The 15,748-nt window shown below is 33.3% G+C and carries 12 protein-coding genes; 6 read left to right on the top strand and 6 right to left on the bottom strand.

Going from position 1 to position 15,748, the window contains the following annotated elements:
- Positions 1-15 precede the first annotated feature (15 nt).
- From dnaJ to N5D03_RS13380, 4 genes are all read right to left on the bottom strand, one after another.
- Positions 16-1,140 carry a molecular chaperone DnaJ gene (gene dnaJ / locus N5D03_RS13365; protein ID WP_115001253.1) on the bottom strand — a complete coding sequence of 375 codons (1,125 nt, stop codon included), beginning with the start codon at positions 1,138-1,140 and terminating at the stop codon, positions 16-18.
- A gap of 14 nt (positions 1,141-1,154) precedes the next feature.
- On the bottom strand, positions 1,155-1,712 hold the full coding sequence (locus N5D03_RS13370; RefSeq protein ID WP_260391935.1) for a nucleotide exchange factor GrpE: 558 nt from the start codon (positions 1,710-1,712) through the stop codon (positions 1,155-1,157).
- Positions 1,713-2,052: 340 nt separating this feature from the next.
- Positions 2,053-4,491 (bottom strand): carboxypeptidase-like regulatory domain-containing protein, encoded by a 2,439-nt coding sequence (locus N5D03_RS13375; protein ID WP_219035228.1) that lies wholly within the window; start codon positions 4,489-4,491, stop codon positions 2,053-2,055.
- Entirely contained in the window at positions 4,439-6,130 is a 1,692-nt protein-coding gene (locus N5D03_RS13380) for a M23 family metallopeptidase (protein WP_280051945.1), read from the bottom strand. The genes N5D03_RS13375 and N5D03_RS13380 overlap by 53 nt, the downstream gene beginning before the upstream one ends.
- A gap of 237 nt (positions 6,131-6,367) precedes the next feature.
- Between N5D03_RS13380 and N5D03_RS13385 the strand changes: the two genes are divergently transcribed.
- The 6 genes from N5D03_RS13385 (at position 6,368) to N5D03_RS13410 (ending at position 12,905) form a co-directional block, all read left to right on the top strand.
- Positions 6,368-7,192 (top strand): hypothetical protein, encoded by an 825-nt coding sequence (locus N5D03_RS13385; protein ID WP_147280015.1) that lies wholly within the window; start codon positions 6,368-6,370, stop codon positions 7,190-7,192.
- 121 nt (positions 7,193-7,313) lie between these two features.
- Positions 7,314-7,658 (top strand): hypothetical protein, encoded by a 345-nt coding sequence (locus N5D03_RS13390; protein WP_019975371.1) that lies wholly within the window; start codon positions 7,314-7,316, stop codon positions 7,656-7,658.
- Between the two features lie 7 nt (positions 7,659-7,665).
- On the top strand, positions 7,666-7,956 hold the full coding sequence (locus N5D03_RS13395) for a cell division protein ZapA (RefSeq protein ID WP_038335658.1): 291 nt from the start codon (positions 7,666-7,668) through the stop codon (positions 7,954-7,956).
- A 251-nt stretch (positions 7,957-8,207) separates the two neighbouring features.
- A complete protein-coding gene (gene rny / locus N5D03_RS13400; RefSeq protein ID WP_115001244.1) occupies positions 8,208-9,782 on the top strand; it encodes a ribonuclease Y in 1,575 nt (524 codons plus the stop codon).
- Positions 9,783-10,165: 383 nt separating this feature from the next.
- Positions 10,166-11,125: a ribonucleotide-diphosphate reductase subunit beta gene (locus tag N5D03_RS13405; protein WP_280051947.1), complete on the top strand. Its 960-nt coding sequence runs from the start codon at positions 10,166-10,168 to the stop codon at positions 11,123-11,125.
- A gap of 79 nt (positions 11,126-11,204) precedes the next feature.
- Positions 11,205-12,905: a ribonucleoside-diphosphate reductase subunit alpha gene (locus N5D03_RS13410; RefSeq protein ID WP_115001235.1), complete on the top strand. Its 1,701-nt coding sequence runs from the start codon at positions 11,205-11,207 to the stop codon at positions 12,903-12,905.
- Between the two features lie 93 nt (positions 12,906-12,998).
- Here the strand turns inward: N5D03_RS13410 and N5D03_RS13415 are convergent, their stop codons facing one another.
- Positions 12,999-13,841, bottom strand: a complete 843-nt coding sequence (locus N5D03_RS13415; RefSeq protein WP_280048967.1) for a DUF4197 domain-containing protein — start codon at positions 13,839-13,841, stop codon at positions 12,999-13,001.
- 55 nt (positions 13,842-13,896) lie between these two features.
- On the bottom strand, positions 13,897-15,483 hold the full coding sequence (locus N5D03_RS13420) for a peptide chain release factor 3 (protein WP_038333563.1): 1,587 nt from the start codon (positions 15,481-15,483) through the stop codon (positions 13,897-13,899).
- Positions 15,484-15,748: the final 265 nt, after the last annotated feature.

Below are 15,748 nucleotides of genomic sequence, written 5' to 3' on the forward strand. Positions count from 1 at the left end.
TTATATATTTTTCAATTACTGAAACATATCTTTTACACGTTCAAAGAATGATTTTTCATTTTTCGAAGGTTCTGGTGAGAAATGATCATCGTCTCTCATTTTTTCAAAATACGCTTCTTGATCTTTCGATAAATGAGTTGGTGTCCAAATGTTAACATGCACAAATAAATCACCTTTTCCGTAACCGTTCAAATCTGGTAAACCTTGACCTTTTAAACGTAATACTTTTCCTGATTGAGTTCCTTTGTCAATTTTAATTTTTACTTTTCCATTAACCGTCGGAATTTCTTTAGAAGCACCTAAAACAGCATCTGGGATAGAAATATACAAATCAAAATGTAAGTTGTTTCCATCACGTTTTAATGTATCGTGTTCTTCTTCTTCAATCAAAACAAGTAAATCACCAGGAATACCATCAAAAGGCGCATCGTTACCTTTTCCACGAACTTGTAATTGAATTCCTTCTCTTGCTCCAGCAGGAATTTTAAGATCGATTGTTTCCTCAACTTTAATTAATCCTTGATTATTTGCTCCTGAAGGAATTTTGTCTGCAACTTTTCCTACTCCTTGACAAGTTCCACAAGTTGTAGCAGTTTGCATTTGTCCTAAAAATGTGTTGGTAACACGAACTTGTTGTCCAGAACCGCCACAAGATGGACATGTTTTAGATGTAACGCCATCTGCTTGTTTAAAACGTTTAACTTTTACTTTCTTTTCGCAACCGTTAACCATTTCTTCTAAGTTCAATTTTACGCGAATACGCATATCAGAACCTTTCATTCGACGTGGACCACGAGATTGACCTCCAAATCCACCACCGAATCCTCCGCCTCCAAAGATATCGCCGAAATGAGAGAAAATATCCTCCATATTCATTCCGCCGCCACCGCCGAATCCTCCGCCAGCAGCTCCGCCCATTCCTGCATGTCCGAATTGGTCGTAACGTGCACGTTTGTTGTCGTCGCTTAAAACTTCGTAAGCTTCTGCAGCTTCTTTAAATTTATCTTCTGCCTCTTTGTCACCAGGATTTTTGTCAGGGTGATATTTGATGGCAAGTTTACGATAAGCTTTCTTGATATGCTCTGATGTTGCAGACTTTTCGACCTGCAATATTTCGTAATAATCTCTTTTTGATGACATTTTCTTAATCTAAATTATAATCCAACAACAACTTTCGCGTAGCGAACTACCACATCATTTAATAAATAACCCGTTTCTACAACGTCTACAATTTTTCCTTTTAAATCCTCCGTTGGAGCAGGAATTTGAGTAATTGCTTCGTGTAAATCAGTATTGAAATCGTCTCCAGCTTTAGTCTCCATTTCTTTCAAACCTTTTGCACGTAACGTTTCTACTAATTTATTATTGATTAATTCAACACCTTGATGTAAGCTGTCGTCTCCAGACTTTTCAATTTGATTTAAAGCGCGTCCAAAATCATCTAAAACAGGTAATAAAGACGTAATAACTTCTTTATTTGCTGTCTTGAAAATGTCCATACGTTCGCGCGAAGTACGTTTTTTGAAGTTGTCAAACTCTGCAAATAAACGTAAATATTGGTCTTTTTCTTTTGCTAATTGTTCCTTAACAATTTCTAATTCTGACTTTCCAGCAGTTTCTTCTTGTGGTTGTTCTACAGTGTTATCACTCTCTTGAACGTTTTCTTGAAGATTCTCGTTCTCTAATTCTTCGTGTATATTTTGGTCAGACATATTCTTATTAGTTTTTTTGTTTCTGATTGAATCAAATAGTTTGCCAATGCCCATTATGTGTCGTTTTGTCAGATTTTAAATAAAAAATAAGCACTTCTGTCGGTAGAAGTGCTTCGGTAAATGTATAAAGTTTTTTTGATTTGAGTTTTAGTAGAATTAAATTTCGTCACTTCGAGTGATTTTCAAAGAAAATTGTATCGAGAAGTTAGATGAAATAATATTTTCTTATTTATCAAAGTGTTATTCTGAACTTGTTTCAGAAACACATCTTGCGAGTTTTACTTTGAGGATGCGAAGTTGAAATGAATTCAACTTGACATTATAAGGATAAAAAATTATCTTAAAACTTAAAATTAATCTTTCCATTCAAGAAACGTCCTGTCAAATAATTTGGCATTGTGTAAACTGCACTCGAATTTACGTCGCGAATCCATGAATTACTGATTTCGTTTTTAATATCAAACACATTAAAGACATCTACACCAATCGAAATTTCTTTGAAATTACTCCAGAATGTTCCTTTTGATGGTTTCAATTCTTTTTGATTAATAATTTCTTTCACAAAACCAATGTCAACACGTTTGTAATCTGTCAACGTTGTTTGGTATTGGTAAGGATCTGCAAATTGTGGCGCTCCATTTGGCAAACCAGAAGCATAAATCAAATTTACATTCACCTTGAAAGATGGTAAAAACTCCATATAATCTTGGAAAAATGCAGATAATTTGAAACGAGGATCTGTTGGTAATGGAATATTTCCTCTGTCATCAATATTTTGATAAGCTCGCGCATACGAAGCCGAGAACCAAGAATCTATACCAGGAACAAACTGCCCAAATAAACGCATGTCAAGTCCATACGCATAACCTTTGGAGTTATTATCTGCCGTATAACGAATTCTTACATTGTCTACATAATACGGATTCAAATCGTTTAAGATTTTGTAATAAACCTCAGTTGTTAATTTGAACGGACGATCCATCCATTTGAATTCGTAATCGTTTCCAAATATAAAATGAATTGATTGTTGCGATTTTACTTTATTATTCAAAGAACCATCTAAACGACGAATTTCGCGATAGAAGGGAGGTTGATAATAAATACCTGTCGAAATACGGAACAACATATCGCTTTCCCAATCTGGTTTAACAGCGATTTGAGCACGAGGCGAAATAGTTGTTTCTTCGTTAAAATCCCAATAAGCCGTACGCACACCAGCATTGAACATTACTTTCGCATCATTCCACATAAATTTGCTTGTATATTGTGCGTAACCTGAAATACGATTGGTTTTTAAATTATTTTTAGAATTCACATAATAACTTAAATTCAAACCATTTCCTGGATTTGGATTCACAACATATCCTGTCGAATCGATTGCTTGCCATTCACCTAATAAATCACGAATATCTTCTTGTTGAAATTTTGCACCCCACTCAATATCATTGTTTCCATTGATTTTATATTTTCCTTTGTGTTGAATTCCAGCAACCAACGCATCAAAATTATTTCGTGCATGATCGATTTGCGAACCAACATCATTCGTAGAAGTAGCATGGCCTTTTTCGTCTACTTCGGAAATGAAATAAGAACCTTGAATATCAAAATATTCGCGCTCTTTCGAATGATAAGCAAAAAGGTCTAACCCTAAATCTACTTTAGAATTTGGTTGATATGTAAATGATAAACTTCCTGTTTCTGTCGCAAATTTATCATCCTCTTTTCCGTCATAAAAAACAGTTAGCAACAACGGAGTATCCATTGTGTTGATGTACGTATCACGTTTTACAGGAAACATTTCGTAGCGCGAACGTGACATTGTCCCCAAAAATGCAACATTCCATTTATCATTTAATTTATAATTGATATTGGCTTGTACATCGTAATATTCGGGATTGAAATTGGTATCACCTTTTAAGGTATTCAACACTAAATTTCTGTTTTGATAGCGCGCTCCAACAATTGCCGAAAGTTTTTTGTCTTTAGAACCTCCGCCTAATGTCAAACTTCCGCCCATTAAACTTGCTTCTAATTGTCCTTCAAATTTTGTTGGGCGTTTGTAGGTAACATCTAAAACAGAAGACATTTTGTCGCCGTATTTTGCTTCCCAACCACCAGCAGAAAAGTTGATAAATTGCGTCATCGCAGGATTTACAAAACCTAAACCTTCTTGTTCGCCAGAACGAATCAATTGAGGTTTATAAACTTCGATTCCGTTAACGTAAATTAAATTTTCGTCATAATTTCCTCCGCGAACCATATATTGCGAACTTAATTCTGTATTCGAATTTACGAAAGGCAATGTTTTCAATAAATCGGCAACTCCGCCAGTCAAACTTGGTCCTTGTTGCATTTGCGCAGCACTCAAAACGGTACTTTGCAAAGGTTTATTTTTATTGGATTGAAAAGAAATAGTTGCTTCACCTAATTCGATTGCATTGGTTTGATCAGGAACTAATTGAACAAAAATCTCTTTCTTGTTTTTATCTTTTAGCGTAAAAGTTTGTGCAAACGAATGATAACCATTGTTGTTAAAAGTTACGGTAACGGAAGAATTTGATGGAATATCAATTTTGAAATTACCATTTTGATCTGTAAAATAAGATTGATCGTTGACAATAATCTCAGCTTCACTAATTGGAATTCTATTTTCGTCGACAACTTTACCATTAATTTGCGCAGTTTGAGCAAATAAAATTCCACCCAAAAGAGATAAACTTATGGTACTAAGAAATCTTTTTGAATGTTGTAGAGTATGTTGCTGTGTTGTTTTTTTCATCTTTCACGTTTAATTCTAATTGATGGTTGCCAACCGAAATCTGTTCTTTGTTCAAATTAATTGATAATCGTTTAATTTTTTGATCATATTCGGCTAAAACCCACTTACCATCGATATAAGCTTTATAATCTTTTATCCCAGATTGTGCATCATCAATTGTAAATTTGATAATAGCATTAGCTTGAGTAAATTGACTATCTGATTTGATATTTAACGGAGTAATTGTCGGTTTAGTATTGTCAATTAAAATAGAAAAAACACCAAAATCTTTTGGATTTGCAACAAGCTTTCCATTTTTGAGCTCTGTTGTTAAATAATCTTTTTTCCAAGCACCTCTTTTTTGATATTCGCGTACAATAACAGCTTTGTCCAATTGCGCTGTCGGAATGTCAATAGTCGGTTCTATTGCTAAGGTGTAAGATTGATGAATTGGCATATAATAATCGCCCACCCAATGCTTACCATTCGAGAATTTATAAGCTAAATCAAAATCTTCATAAAAAATATTTTTAGGGAAAAATATTTCGATTCCATCAGATTTGAAATGATTTTCTTTGTTCCACAACATTGGATTTGTTTCAGGAAGTTTCGCAGAATCTACAAATGCTTTTCCATTAACAGTAAACGATTGCGAAGATAAATTGCCAGCATAATCAGAAACATCAATTTTTACTTTGTACGATTTTCCGTCTTCAAGCTCTAAAATTCCATTGTTTTTTAAGTTAGAATACATTCTGACAGGATTTCCATCTTTCACAAATCCTTGATACACCCAACTATTATTTTTCTGAATATCGCCATAATCGCAAACTGTATTTATAGCTCGCGCTTCATCAAACGAAAAACGATTAGAAGTAAACGTATAAATCGGTTCATCGTTCACATAAATATTGATTTGATGAATACCATTGTTGTTTTCAACTCCATTCAGCTTATCATATGCTTTTACACCAAAACCTATTGCACCAGAAGCAGAAATTGTTCCGCCATTTGCCACAACAACTCGATTGGTTTTTTGATTGACATCACCATAAATTGGATAAGCATACAAGCCTAAAATAGACGGTTTTCGAGTATCAGGCAAATCAAAACCGAAGTAAAAAGGATTAATTGGTTCTTCCGTTTTAGTGTCACGAATTTCGAAATGTAAGTGTGGACCTCCAGAACCTCCAGAATTCCCTGAAAGCGCAATCAAATCGCCCATTTTAACAGGAAGTTCGTTTGGTTTTGGATGTAATTCGATCTTGAACGTTTCATTCGCATATTGTTGTTTGCGCACATATTCTTGCAATTCTGGCGTAAATTCTCTCAAATGCGCATAAACAGAAGTATATCCATTTGGATGATCGATATAAAGTGCATTTCCATAACCTGTTGGCGAAATATTAATGCGAGAAATGTAACCGTCTCCAACCGCTTTTACTTTCAGACCTTCTCGTTGTTGAGTTTTGATATCAAGCCCAGCGTGGAAATGATTGGCACGTAATTCTCCAAAATTACCAGCTAAATAATTGGTAATTTCTAAAGGATTTTGGAAGATGTTTTTTGGATATGTTTCAGATTTTGGTTGTTCTGATCGTTGTCCAAAAACAACAGAACTTAGTAATAAGTTTAGGAAAATTGGCTTAATCACTTTCATTTTTTCTTTTCAATAATTAACAAATCAGTTAAAAGTAAACTAAATCTTTTACAAACCTCCTTAATCTTTTGAATTTCTGAAAATTATTTGGAGATAAATTTTTGTAAAATAAAATTAAATAAATGATTATCAATATTTTGTATTTGTAAAATAATAAACAAGTAAAAGAAAAGGATTTTAGTGAATGATTGAGAAATGATGAAAGTAATTTTAAAATCAAACATAAAAAACATCATCATGAGAAAAATTATTTTAGCACTTTTTATAGTTGTTTCTATCGTAAGTTGTAATGAATACAAAGGTTCAGAAAGTAATGCAGAATTGGCTGCTGATGCGAAAGAAGAAGTTGCGGTTTCTAATGCTGCAAATTTAGAAGTAGAAGGGAAGGTTTTTAAATCGAATGCGTTGATCGAAATGAAAGTAAAAGATGCGATGAAAGATGCGGTTCAAATCGAAGAAAATGCGATTTCGTTGAATGGATTTGTTTTGAATAGTGAAATGATTAATCAAATTTTAGATTCGGATATAGTTGAATTATCTGAAGAAAGCGTTAAGAAAATAGACAAAATTCAACGTTCTTATTTGATTGAATTGAAAGTTCCGTCAAATAAATTGCGTGAGCATGTCAAATTTGCAGTGGATAAAGGAATTATTATCGATCATATTTTGATTAATAATGAAGAAATGACCTTTGAGAAATATGAAAATGAGTTGAAAAATGAAAACAATAAAGCAATGAAAATCTCGAAACAAATCGAAAATAAAGTGAATAAAGCGTTGATAAATGATGCGACTTCTTATGCGACTATTGCGTATCAATTATCAGAAGAACCACGAGTTGTAACGAATATTTTACCACAAACTGATTTGAAAGCTTATAGAGAAATCAACTTAGGATATGAGTTAAAACAAAGTTGGAAAGATGGAATGTATTATTTCAAATCAATTTTGATTATTTTCTGTCAATTTCTGCCAACTATTCTTTCGGTATTGTTTTTGTTTTTTAGTATCAAGTATGTTGTGAAAGTAGTGAAGAATAGAGAAACGAAACAAAAAATGTAAGTAAATCTCTATTTGTCAAATGAATAAGAAAAAACTGATAATATTTAGGTTTTTGTATTGATTAGAAGTAAAAAAATACTATTTTTGCAATAGAAGCTAGAATAATTGAAATTCTCAGGAGATGGAAAAAATGGTAAAATTTAATGAACTTGAAAACAAAGTTTTAAGTGTTTTAGGCCAACTTGGGAATTATAAAGATATATTGAAGGGCGCTGAAAACTCGATACAAGAATTGGAAAAATTGCAAAATGAAATCAATTCTCTAAAAGAAGAAAATGCCCGATTGAAAAATAAATTGAGAGATTCGCAAGCGAATAACTTAAATTTAAATGAGGAAGTAAAACGATTAAAAGTCGTTAATGCAATGAGCGGAAATCAGGAGTACAAACAAATGATGAAGCAAAGAATGAACAAATTAATAAAAGAAGTCGATACGTGCATCGCTCAAATTAAAACTAATAATTAATAAAAGAATGTCAACTCAACGAATTGAGATAAAAATTGCTTCACGTCATTACCCAATGACGATTAATTCTGACGAGGAAGAAATGTTACTTTCTTGTGCAGAAGAAATAAATGGTATTTTGAAACAATTTGAACAAAAGTACGCTGTTTCTGACAAACAAGACGCGCTTGCAATGGTGACAATTCAGTTAGCTTTACGTGAAGCAAAGCTGAAAAAGCAAGTGAAAGATAACGAAGAAATGACAACAGAGCGCATTTCGAAGTTATTAGAATTGATTGATCAGTCAATCGCAAAATAAGAGAAGTTCTGACAGTTGTGAAACTGTCCACTAAACAATATTCCTACATTAGTTCTAGCTATTTTGGTTAACTCAACACTAGTTTTGTTACCGAGTGAACACCGTTCGGAAAGCGGGCCGCAACCTTTTAGGTTCATTTATTTGACAGCGGATACTTGACTGACGGACTAACTCAAATCCTGTTTACAGGAGTTAACTCAAAACATACTTTACTAATGTAGGTTTTTTTATATATAAACATTACATAATCTATGGACCCAATTATGACAATAATTATTGCAATTGTTACATTAATCATAGGTGCAGCGGTGGGATATTTCTTATCAAAAAAATCAGTTGATAAACAGAATCAAGAACTGATTGACGAAGCAACTCGCAAAGCACAAAATTTGATTAATGATGCTGAGAAAGATGGTGAAGCCATTAAAAAAGAGAAAATTTTTCAAGCCAAAGAAAAATTTTTAGAATTAAAATCTAAACACGAAGAAGTTGTTAATCAACGTGAAAGAAAAGTAGCTGATGCTGAGCTTAAAGTAAAAGAACGTGAAGAGAGAATCAAAACGGACTTAGCAGAAATTCAGAAACAAAAAGATCAGATTAAATCTGAGAAAGGAAATATACAAGCACGTACAGAGAAGCTTAACATTAAGCAAAAAGAAGTGGATACGATGCACAAAAAACAAGTAGAAATCCTTGAGAAAATTTCAAACTATTCTGCTGATGAAGCACGTGCTGAATTGATTGAAGTCTTGAAAGACGAAGCAAGAACGAAAGCACAAGCTCATATCCAAGAAATTATGGAAGAGGCGGAATTGGATGCGAAAAATGAAGCGCGTAAAATTGTGATTTCTTCTATTCAACGAATCGGAACAGAGCAAGCGATAGAGAATGCAGTTTCTGTGTTTAACATTGAATCTGATGAAATCAAAGGACGTATCATTGGTCGTGAAGGACGTAATATTCGTGCAATAGAAGCTGCTACAGGAGTTGAAGTGATTGTTGATGATACGCCAGAAGCGATTATTCTTTCATGTTTTGATCCTGTTCGTCGTGAAATTGCTCGTTTATCTTTGCACCGTTTAGTAACGGATGGGCGTATTCACCCAGCACGTATTGAGGAAGTTGTGGCAAAAACAACAAAACAAATTGAGGATGAAATTATCGAAGTTGGTAAGAAAACAATTTTAGATTTGGGAATTCACGGTTTACACAAAGATTTGGTTCGTATTGTTGGACGAATGAAATATCGTTCTTCTTATGGTCAAAACCTGTTACAACACTCTCGCGAGGTGGCAAATTTGGCAGGAACCTTGGCTGCAGAATTAGGGTTAAATCCTAAGTTAGCGAAACGTGCAGGTTTATTACACGATATTGGTAAAGTTCCGGAGCAAGAATCTGAATTGCCTCACGCAATTTTGGGGATGCAATGGGCAGAGAAATATGGAGAACATCCAGACGTAATTAATGCAATTGGAGCTCACCACGATGAAATAGAGATGACTTCTTTAATTTCGCCACTTATACAAGTTGCCGATGCAATTTCTGGTGCTCGTCCAGGGGCTCGTCGTCAAGTTGTGGAATCGTATATGCAACGTCTGAAAGATTTAGAAGCTACGGCTCTTAACTTTGATGGTGTAGAAAAAGCATACGCGATTCAAGCTGGTCGTGAGTTGCGTGTGATTGTAGAAAGTGATAAAGTTGATGACACAAAAGCAGCTGAATTATCGTTCTTAATTTCGGATAAAATTCAAAACGAAATGACTTATCCAGGTCAAGTTCGTGTAACTGTAATTCGTGAAACACGTGCAGTAAATATTGCAAGATAAAATTTAGAATTTAATCATATTCTTTAGGCAAGTCTACAACAAGGCTTGCCTATTTTTTTTTGTTAAATTATAGAAAATTAATCCAAGTTATTGGTGTTATTTTGATAAAAATTATTAAATTATAACGAATAAAAATTCAAAAATAATTAATTAATAATCAAATAATTAACAACTTGTTGATAACCTTTTTAATTTTTAAGATTACAAAATTTTTAATTGTAAAATCTTATCTTAATTTTGAAAGAATCGATGAGTAATTGAAACGAAAATGTAACCCTATTGAGGTTCAAATTTCTAAATAAAATAAAAGAACCAACTTCATTTATTTTGATGAAAGAATTCGTTTTTACCAAAGTTTATTAATCTAAAAAGTCCAAAAAACTATGTCTATTTTTGATAAAAGGGTAAATTATAAACCATTTGAATATCCTGAAATTTTAACCTTTACAGAAGCAATCCAAAAAGCATATTGGGTACACGGAGAAGTAGATTTTACTTCAGATATCCAAGACTATCATGCCAATTTAGATGATGCGAAACGCGAAATTCACAAACGTTCTATTTTATCAATTGCGCAAGTAGAGGTAACGGTAAAAGGATTCTGGGGAGATTTGTATCATTATTTTCCAAAGCCAGAATTGAATGGATTAGGTGCTACTTTTGCAGAATGTGAGTTTAGACATAGTGAAGCGTATTCGCGTATTTTGGAGGTAAATGGTTATTTAGATGAGTTTAATGTAGCCTTACAAAATCCAATTTTCAAAAGTTATAATACGTTTGTTGGAGAAATTATGCGTGACGAGAACAAATCAATTGTAGAGAAATTATTGTTCTTTGCATTGGTAATCGAAGATAGTTCGTTATTCTCGAAATTTGCAAATATTTTGGCATTTACACGTTTTGATGGTTTAATGAAAAATACAGCAAACATCATTGCTTGGACATCTACAGATGAGCAAATTCACGCAAATGCTGGGATTTATTTGATTAATAAAATTCGTGAAGAAGGATTATTACCAGACGAATTAGATCAAAATTGGGTAGAAACTGCTGTTCGTGGTTATATTGACCAAGAAGAAATGATGTTAGATTGGATTTTCGAGAAAGGAGAATTTGGTTATTACTCAAAAGCAGATTTATTAAACTATATGAAATACCGTATTGATGAAGCAATTGCTAAAATTGGATACAAAAAAATATTTCATATTTCCCAAGAACAGTATAAACCGATGGCTTGGTTTGAGGAAGAAGTTTTTGCGAGTAGTTTAGACGATTTTTTCGCAAAAAGACCAGTAGATTATACTAAACATGACAAAAGTATTTCGGCAGACGATTTATTTTAAACCGCCGAAACTTTTTATCAAAAACACAACTATAAATAAAATTATTTAACAATATCACATCATTATAAATTCTAAAGCTATGGACAATCCAATACCACACGACGACATTCAAAATATATTTTTTGACGGTGAAGCACCAAAATTATGGTGGAAAAACTCTGAATCTGAACAAATTTTGAATAGAGGTTATTTATTGAAAGGGGAAACAGTTGAAGGAGCTATAGATCGTATCACAGCTGCGGCTGCAAAACGTTTATACAAACCAGAATTGCAAGAATCTTTCAAAGAAATGATAGAAAGAGGTTGGATGAGTTTATCATCTCCAATTTGGGCAAATATGGGAACAGAGCGTGGTTTACCAATTTCTTGTTTCAATGTTCATATTCCAGATAGTATTGAAGGAATTACGCATAAATTAGGAGAAGTTATTATGCAAACTAAAATCGGTGGTGGTACTTCTGGTTATTTTGGTGAATTGCGTGAGCGTGGAGCGGCGATTACAGATAACGGAAAAAGTAGTGGAGCTGTTTCGTTTATGGAATTGTTCAATTCTGCGATGAATGTGGTTTCTCAAGGTTCTACACGTCGTGGAGCTTTTGCGGCTTATTTGGATATTGACCATGATGATATCGAAGAATTCTTGAAAATTAAATCGATAGGAAGTTCAATTCAGAATTTATTTTATGGTGTTTGTGTACCAGATTATTGGATGCAAGAAATGATTGATGGAGATGCGGATAAACGTCAAATTTGGGCGAAAGTTTTAGAGTCTCGTCAAGAAAAAGGATTACCATATTTATTCTTTACAGATAACGTAAATAAAAATAAACCACAGGTTTACAAAGATTTAGGAATGTCAATTAATGCTTCTAATCTTTGTTCAGAAATTATGTTGCCTTCATCTGCTGATGAATCATTTATTTGTTGTTTATCTTCTATGAACTTAGAGTTATACGATGAATGGAAAGATACTGAGGCAGTACGTTTAGCAATTTTCTTTTTAGATGCAGTTTTACAAGAATTCATCGAAAAAACAGAAGGAAATCATTATTTAGCATCAGCTAATCGTTTTGCAAAACGTCACCGTGCTTTAGGTTTAGGTGTATTAGGGTGGCACTCTTATTTACAACGCAACATGATACCTTTCGAAGGAATGGAAGCGAAATTACGTACAACAGAAATTTTCAAGCATATTCAATCTAAAGCAGATAAAGCTTCGGAAGAATTAGCTCGTATTTATGGTGAACCAGAGGTTTTAAAAGGCTACGGACGTCGTAATACAACAACTTGTGCAATTGCACCAACTACGTCTTCTTCTGCGATTTTAGGACAAACTTCTCCAGGAATTGAGCCGTTTGCTTCAAATTATTACAAAGCAGGTTTATCGAAAGGAAACTTTATGCGTAAGAATAAATATTTGACTAAATTATTACAAGAAAAAGGAATCGATAACGAAGATATTTGGCGCGAAATCATGTTGAATGGTGGCTCTGTGCAACATTTAGAACAATTGACAAAAGAGGAAAAAGATGTGTTCAAAACATTCAAAGAAATTTCTCAATTAGAAATTGTTCAACAAGCAGCGATTCGTCAAAAATATGTAGATCAATCGCAGTCATTAAACCTAAATATTCCACCAGATTTACCTGTGAAAGAAGTTAACCGTTTGATGATCGAAGCTTGGCAATTAGGTGTAAAAACATTGTACTATCAGCGTTCACAATCAGTTTCTAAGGAATTAGTTGCAAACTTAGTTTCTTGTTCTTCTTGTGAAGCTTAATAGGAAATGATATATTTTATTACAAATAGAAAATCCGCTCATTGAGCGGATTTTTTTATTGAAAGTCATCTTGAAATTTATCTCAAAACAAATTTACTTCTTACTATCTTGTGCTCCAAAAACCTGCTGTAACAATGATGTTGTACGCAATGCTTTATTTCCACGAATTCCTTCTTCTTTTTCTGCAACCATGTTAAACACACCATTTATTGTTTGTTGTGTTACATATGCATTCAGATTTGGATCAATTTGGTTTCCAGTTAACGTATTATACTTTGTAATCAAATTATTCCAAACTTTATCCGCACCAACTTTTCCCAAAGAAGCTTCCACTTTTGGTTGAAAAGCCTTTGTTAAATCAGATGTTGTTTTTAGTTTTAAATAATTTGTAGCCGAATTATTTCCTCCTACTAGAATATCTTTCGCATCTGTAATGGTCATCGATGTAACTGCATTTACAAAAATAGGAGCAGCTTCAGAAACAGCATCTTCAGCAGCAGAATTCAATAATTTGATTCCTTTATCCGCCAAACTTCCCATTCCTAAAGAACGCAAAGTTTTTTCAACATTTTGTAATTCTTCTGGCATCAAGATTTTTGCAACCGAATTATTATAAAAACCATTCTTTTGACCCAATGATTTTATTCCGTCGGTTAATCCTAATGACAAAGCTTCTTTCAATCCAGAGGCAACAGTTGCGTTAGATAAACCATTTAACTTTGTTAAGGATTCTGCAGAAATTGTTTTAGATTCTGTTGAACCATTTACAACTTTTATTGAATCAACTTTTACTGTTGAATTATTTTGTGTTGTCGTTTGAGTGTTTACTTTTTCGACTTCTTTTTTTAATGTTCCAAAAATTGATTTCAAATCTTGTGCTTTTGAATTTACTGCAAACGCTGAAATCAATGTTAAACTTAATATGATCTTTTTCATTTAGATTTTTTCTAAAAAATATTTCAGTTGGTTAATTCAATTATCTGATCAAAATTTAAAACTCACTTACAAAATGTAATTTCACTGACGGAAATTTATCTTGCGTCATTTGAATTGTAAAAGCAGAATCTGCTAAAAATACCAATTGATTGAATTTATCTCTTGCTAAATAACGTTGTTTAACACGTTTGAATTCTAAGAATTCTTCTGATTTTTCATCTTCAACTTCTACCCAACACGCTTTGTGAACAGAGAAAGGTTCGTACGTTGCTTTTGCACCATATTCGTGCTCTAAACGATATTGGATAACCTCATATTGCAGTGCACCAACGGTTCCGATAACTTTACGATTATTCATTTCTAATGTAAATAACTGCGCAACACCTTCGTCCATTAATTGATCAATTCCTTTTTCCAATTGTTTTGCTTTCATTGGATCAGCATTGTTGATGTAACGGAAATGTTCTGGCGAGAAAGCAGGAATTCCTTTGAAAGAAAATTTTTCACCTTCTGTCAACGTATCACCAATTCTAAAGTTTCCTGTATCGTGTAAACCAACGATATCACCCGCAAACGATTCATCAACCACTTCTTTTTTATCAGCAAAGAAAGCATTTGGCGCAGCGAATTTCATGTTTTTACCTTGGCGAACGTGGAAATAGTTGGTATTACGTTCAAATTTACCAGAAACGATTTTGATAAAGGCTAAACGGTCGCGGTGTTTCGGATCCATATTCGCATGAATTTTGAACACGAAGCCAGAAAATTTATTTTCATAAGGTTCGACAATTCTCAAATCTGTTTCTTTAGATTGTGGAGTTGGTGCAATATCAACGAAAGCGTCTAACAATTCGCGAACACCAAAATTATTAAGAGCAGAACCAAAAAATACAGGTTGTAAATTTCCGTCCATATATTCTTGCATGTCAAATTCTGGATAAACTCCATCAATTAAATCAATCTCATTACGAAGATTTTCGGCGTAAGTTGTTCCAATTAATGTGTCTAAATCTGGACTTGATAAATCCTCAACTTTCGTTGTTTCAGAAATTTTTTGTTTATTATCTCCAGAAAAAATATTGATGTTTTTCTCCCAAATATTATAAATTCCTTTGAAAGTTGCTCCAATACCAATTGGCCAAGAAAGAGGTGTTACTTGTAAGTCTAACTTTTGTTCAACTTCGTCCATTAAATCAAACGCATCTTTTCCTTCGCGGTCCATTTTGTTAATGAAAACCAACATCGGAATTTTGCGCATACGACAAACTTCTACCAATTTGATTGTTTGTTCCTCAACCCCTTTTGCAACGTCGATTACCACAATTGCAGAATCTACTGCAGTTAAAGTACGGAAAGTGTCTTCGGCGAAATCCTTGTGACCAGGCGTATCTAAGATATTGATTTTTTTTCCTTTGTATTCAAATGCTAAAACCGAAGTTGCAACGGAAATCCCACGTTGACGTTCAATTTCCATGAAATCGGATGTTGCTCCTTTTTTAATTTTGTTACTTTTTACAGCTCCAGCTTCTTGAATTGCGCCTCCAAAAAGTAATAACTTCTCTGTTAAAGTTGTTTTACCAGCATCGGGATGGGCGATAATTCCAAAGGTTTTTCTTTTATTTATTTCTTGTTCTAAAGACATCTTAATCAAATTTTCAGGTTGCAAAGATAGTTTATCTCACGAAAATTAGAAACATTATGGTTGATAGAATATTCTAAAGTAAATTGCGTTATTCTAAAAATAGTTGACGAAAGACGTATGAAAAAGATATTTTACTTTTTATTGTTGATGATTAGTGGGATTGTTTGGGGGCAGATAAGTGAATTTAATAATCTATGTACAAACAATTCTAACTTAAGTTTATCTACAGCTTATCAGAATATTGAATTTAAAACAGCCATAAAAG

This window comes from Empedobacter sp. GD03861 (assembly GCF_029840885.1).
GTDB lineage: Bacteria > Bacteroidota > Bacteroidia > Flavobacteriales > Weeksellaceae > Empedobacter > Empedobacter falsenii_B.

What these genes read in the sequence shown, in the direction of transcription:
- dnaJ (WP_115001253.1), bottom strand. Translation starts at nt 1,140, where the DNA reads ATGTCATCAAAAAGAGATTATTACGAAATATTGCAGGTCGAAAAGTCT.
- N5D03_RS13370 (WP_260391935.1), bottom strand. Translation starts at nt 1,712, where the DNA reads ATGTCTGACCAAAATATACACGAAGAATTAGAGAACGAGAATCTTCAA.
- N5D03_RS13375 (WP_219035228.1), bottom strand. Translation starts at nt 4,491, where the DNA reads ATGAAAAAAACAACACAGCAACATACTCTACAACATTCAAAAAGATTT.
- N5D03_RS13380 (WP_280051945.1), bottom strand. Translation starts at nt 6,130, where the DNA reads ATGAAAGTGATTAAGCCAATTTTCCTAAACTTATTACTAAGTTCTGTT.
- N5D03_RS13385 (WP_147280015.1), top strand. Translation starts at nt 6,368, where the DNA reads ATGAGAAAAATTATTTTAGCACTTTTTATAGTTGTTTCTATCGTAAGT.
- N5D03_RS13390 (WP_019975371.1), top strand. Translation starts at nt 7,314, where the DNA reads ATGGAAAAAATGGTAAAATTTAATGAACTTGAAAACAAAGTTTTAAGT.
- N5D03_RS13395 (WP_038335658.1), top strand. Translation starts at nt 7,666, where the DNA reads ATGTCAACTCAACGAATTGAGATAAAAATTGCTTCACGTCATTACCCA.
- rny (WP_115001244.1), top strand. Translation starts at nt 8,208, where the DNA reads ATGGACCCAATTATGACAATAATTATTGCAATTGTTACATTAATCATA.
- N5D03_RS13405 (WP_280051947.1), top strand. Translation starts at nt 10,166, where the DNA reads ATGTCTATTTTTGATAAAAGGGTAAATTATAAACCATTTGAATATCCT.
- N5D03_RS13410 (WP_115001235.1), top strand. Translation starts at nt 11,205, where the DNA reads ATGGACAATCCAATACCACACGACGACATTCAAAATATATTTTTTGAC.
- N5D03_RS13415 (WP_280048967.1), bottom strand. Translation starts at nt 13,841, where the DNA reads ATGAAAAAGATCATATTAAGTTTAACATTGATTTCAGCGTTTGCAGTA.
- N5D03_RS13420 (WP_038333563.1), bottom strand. Translation starts at nt 15,483, where the DNA reads ATGTCTTTAGAACAAGAAATAAATAAAAGAAAAACCTTTGGAATTATC.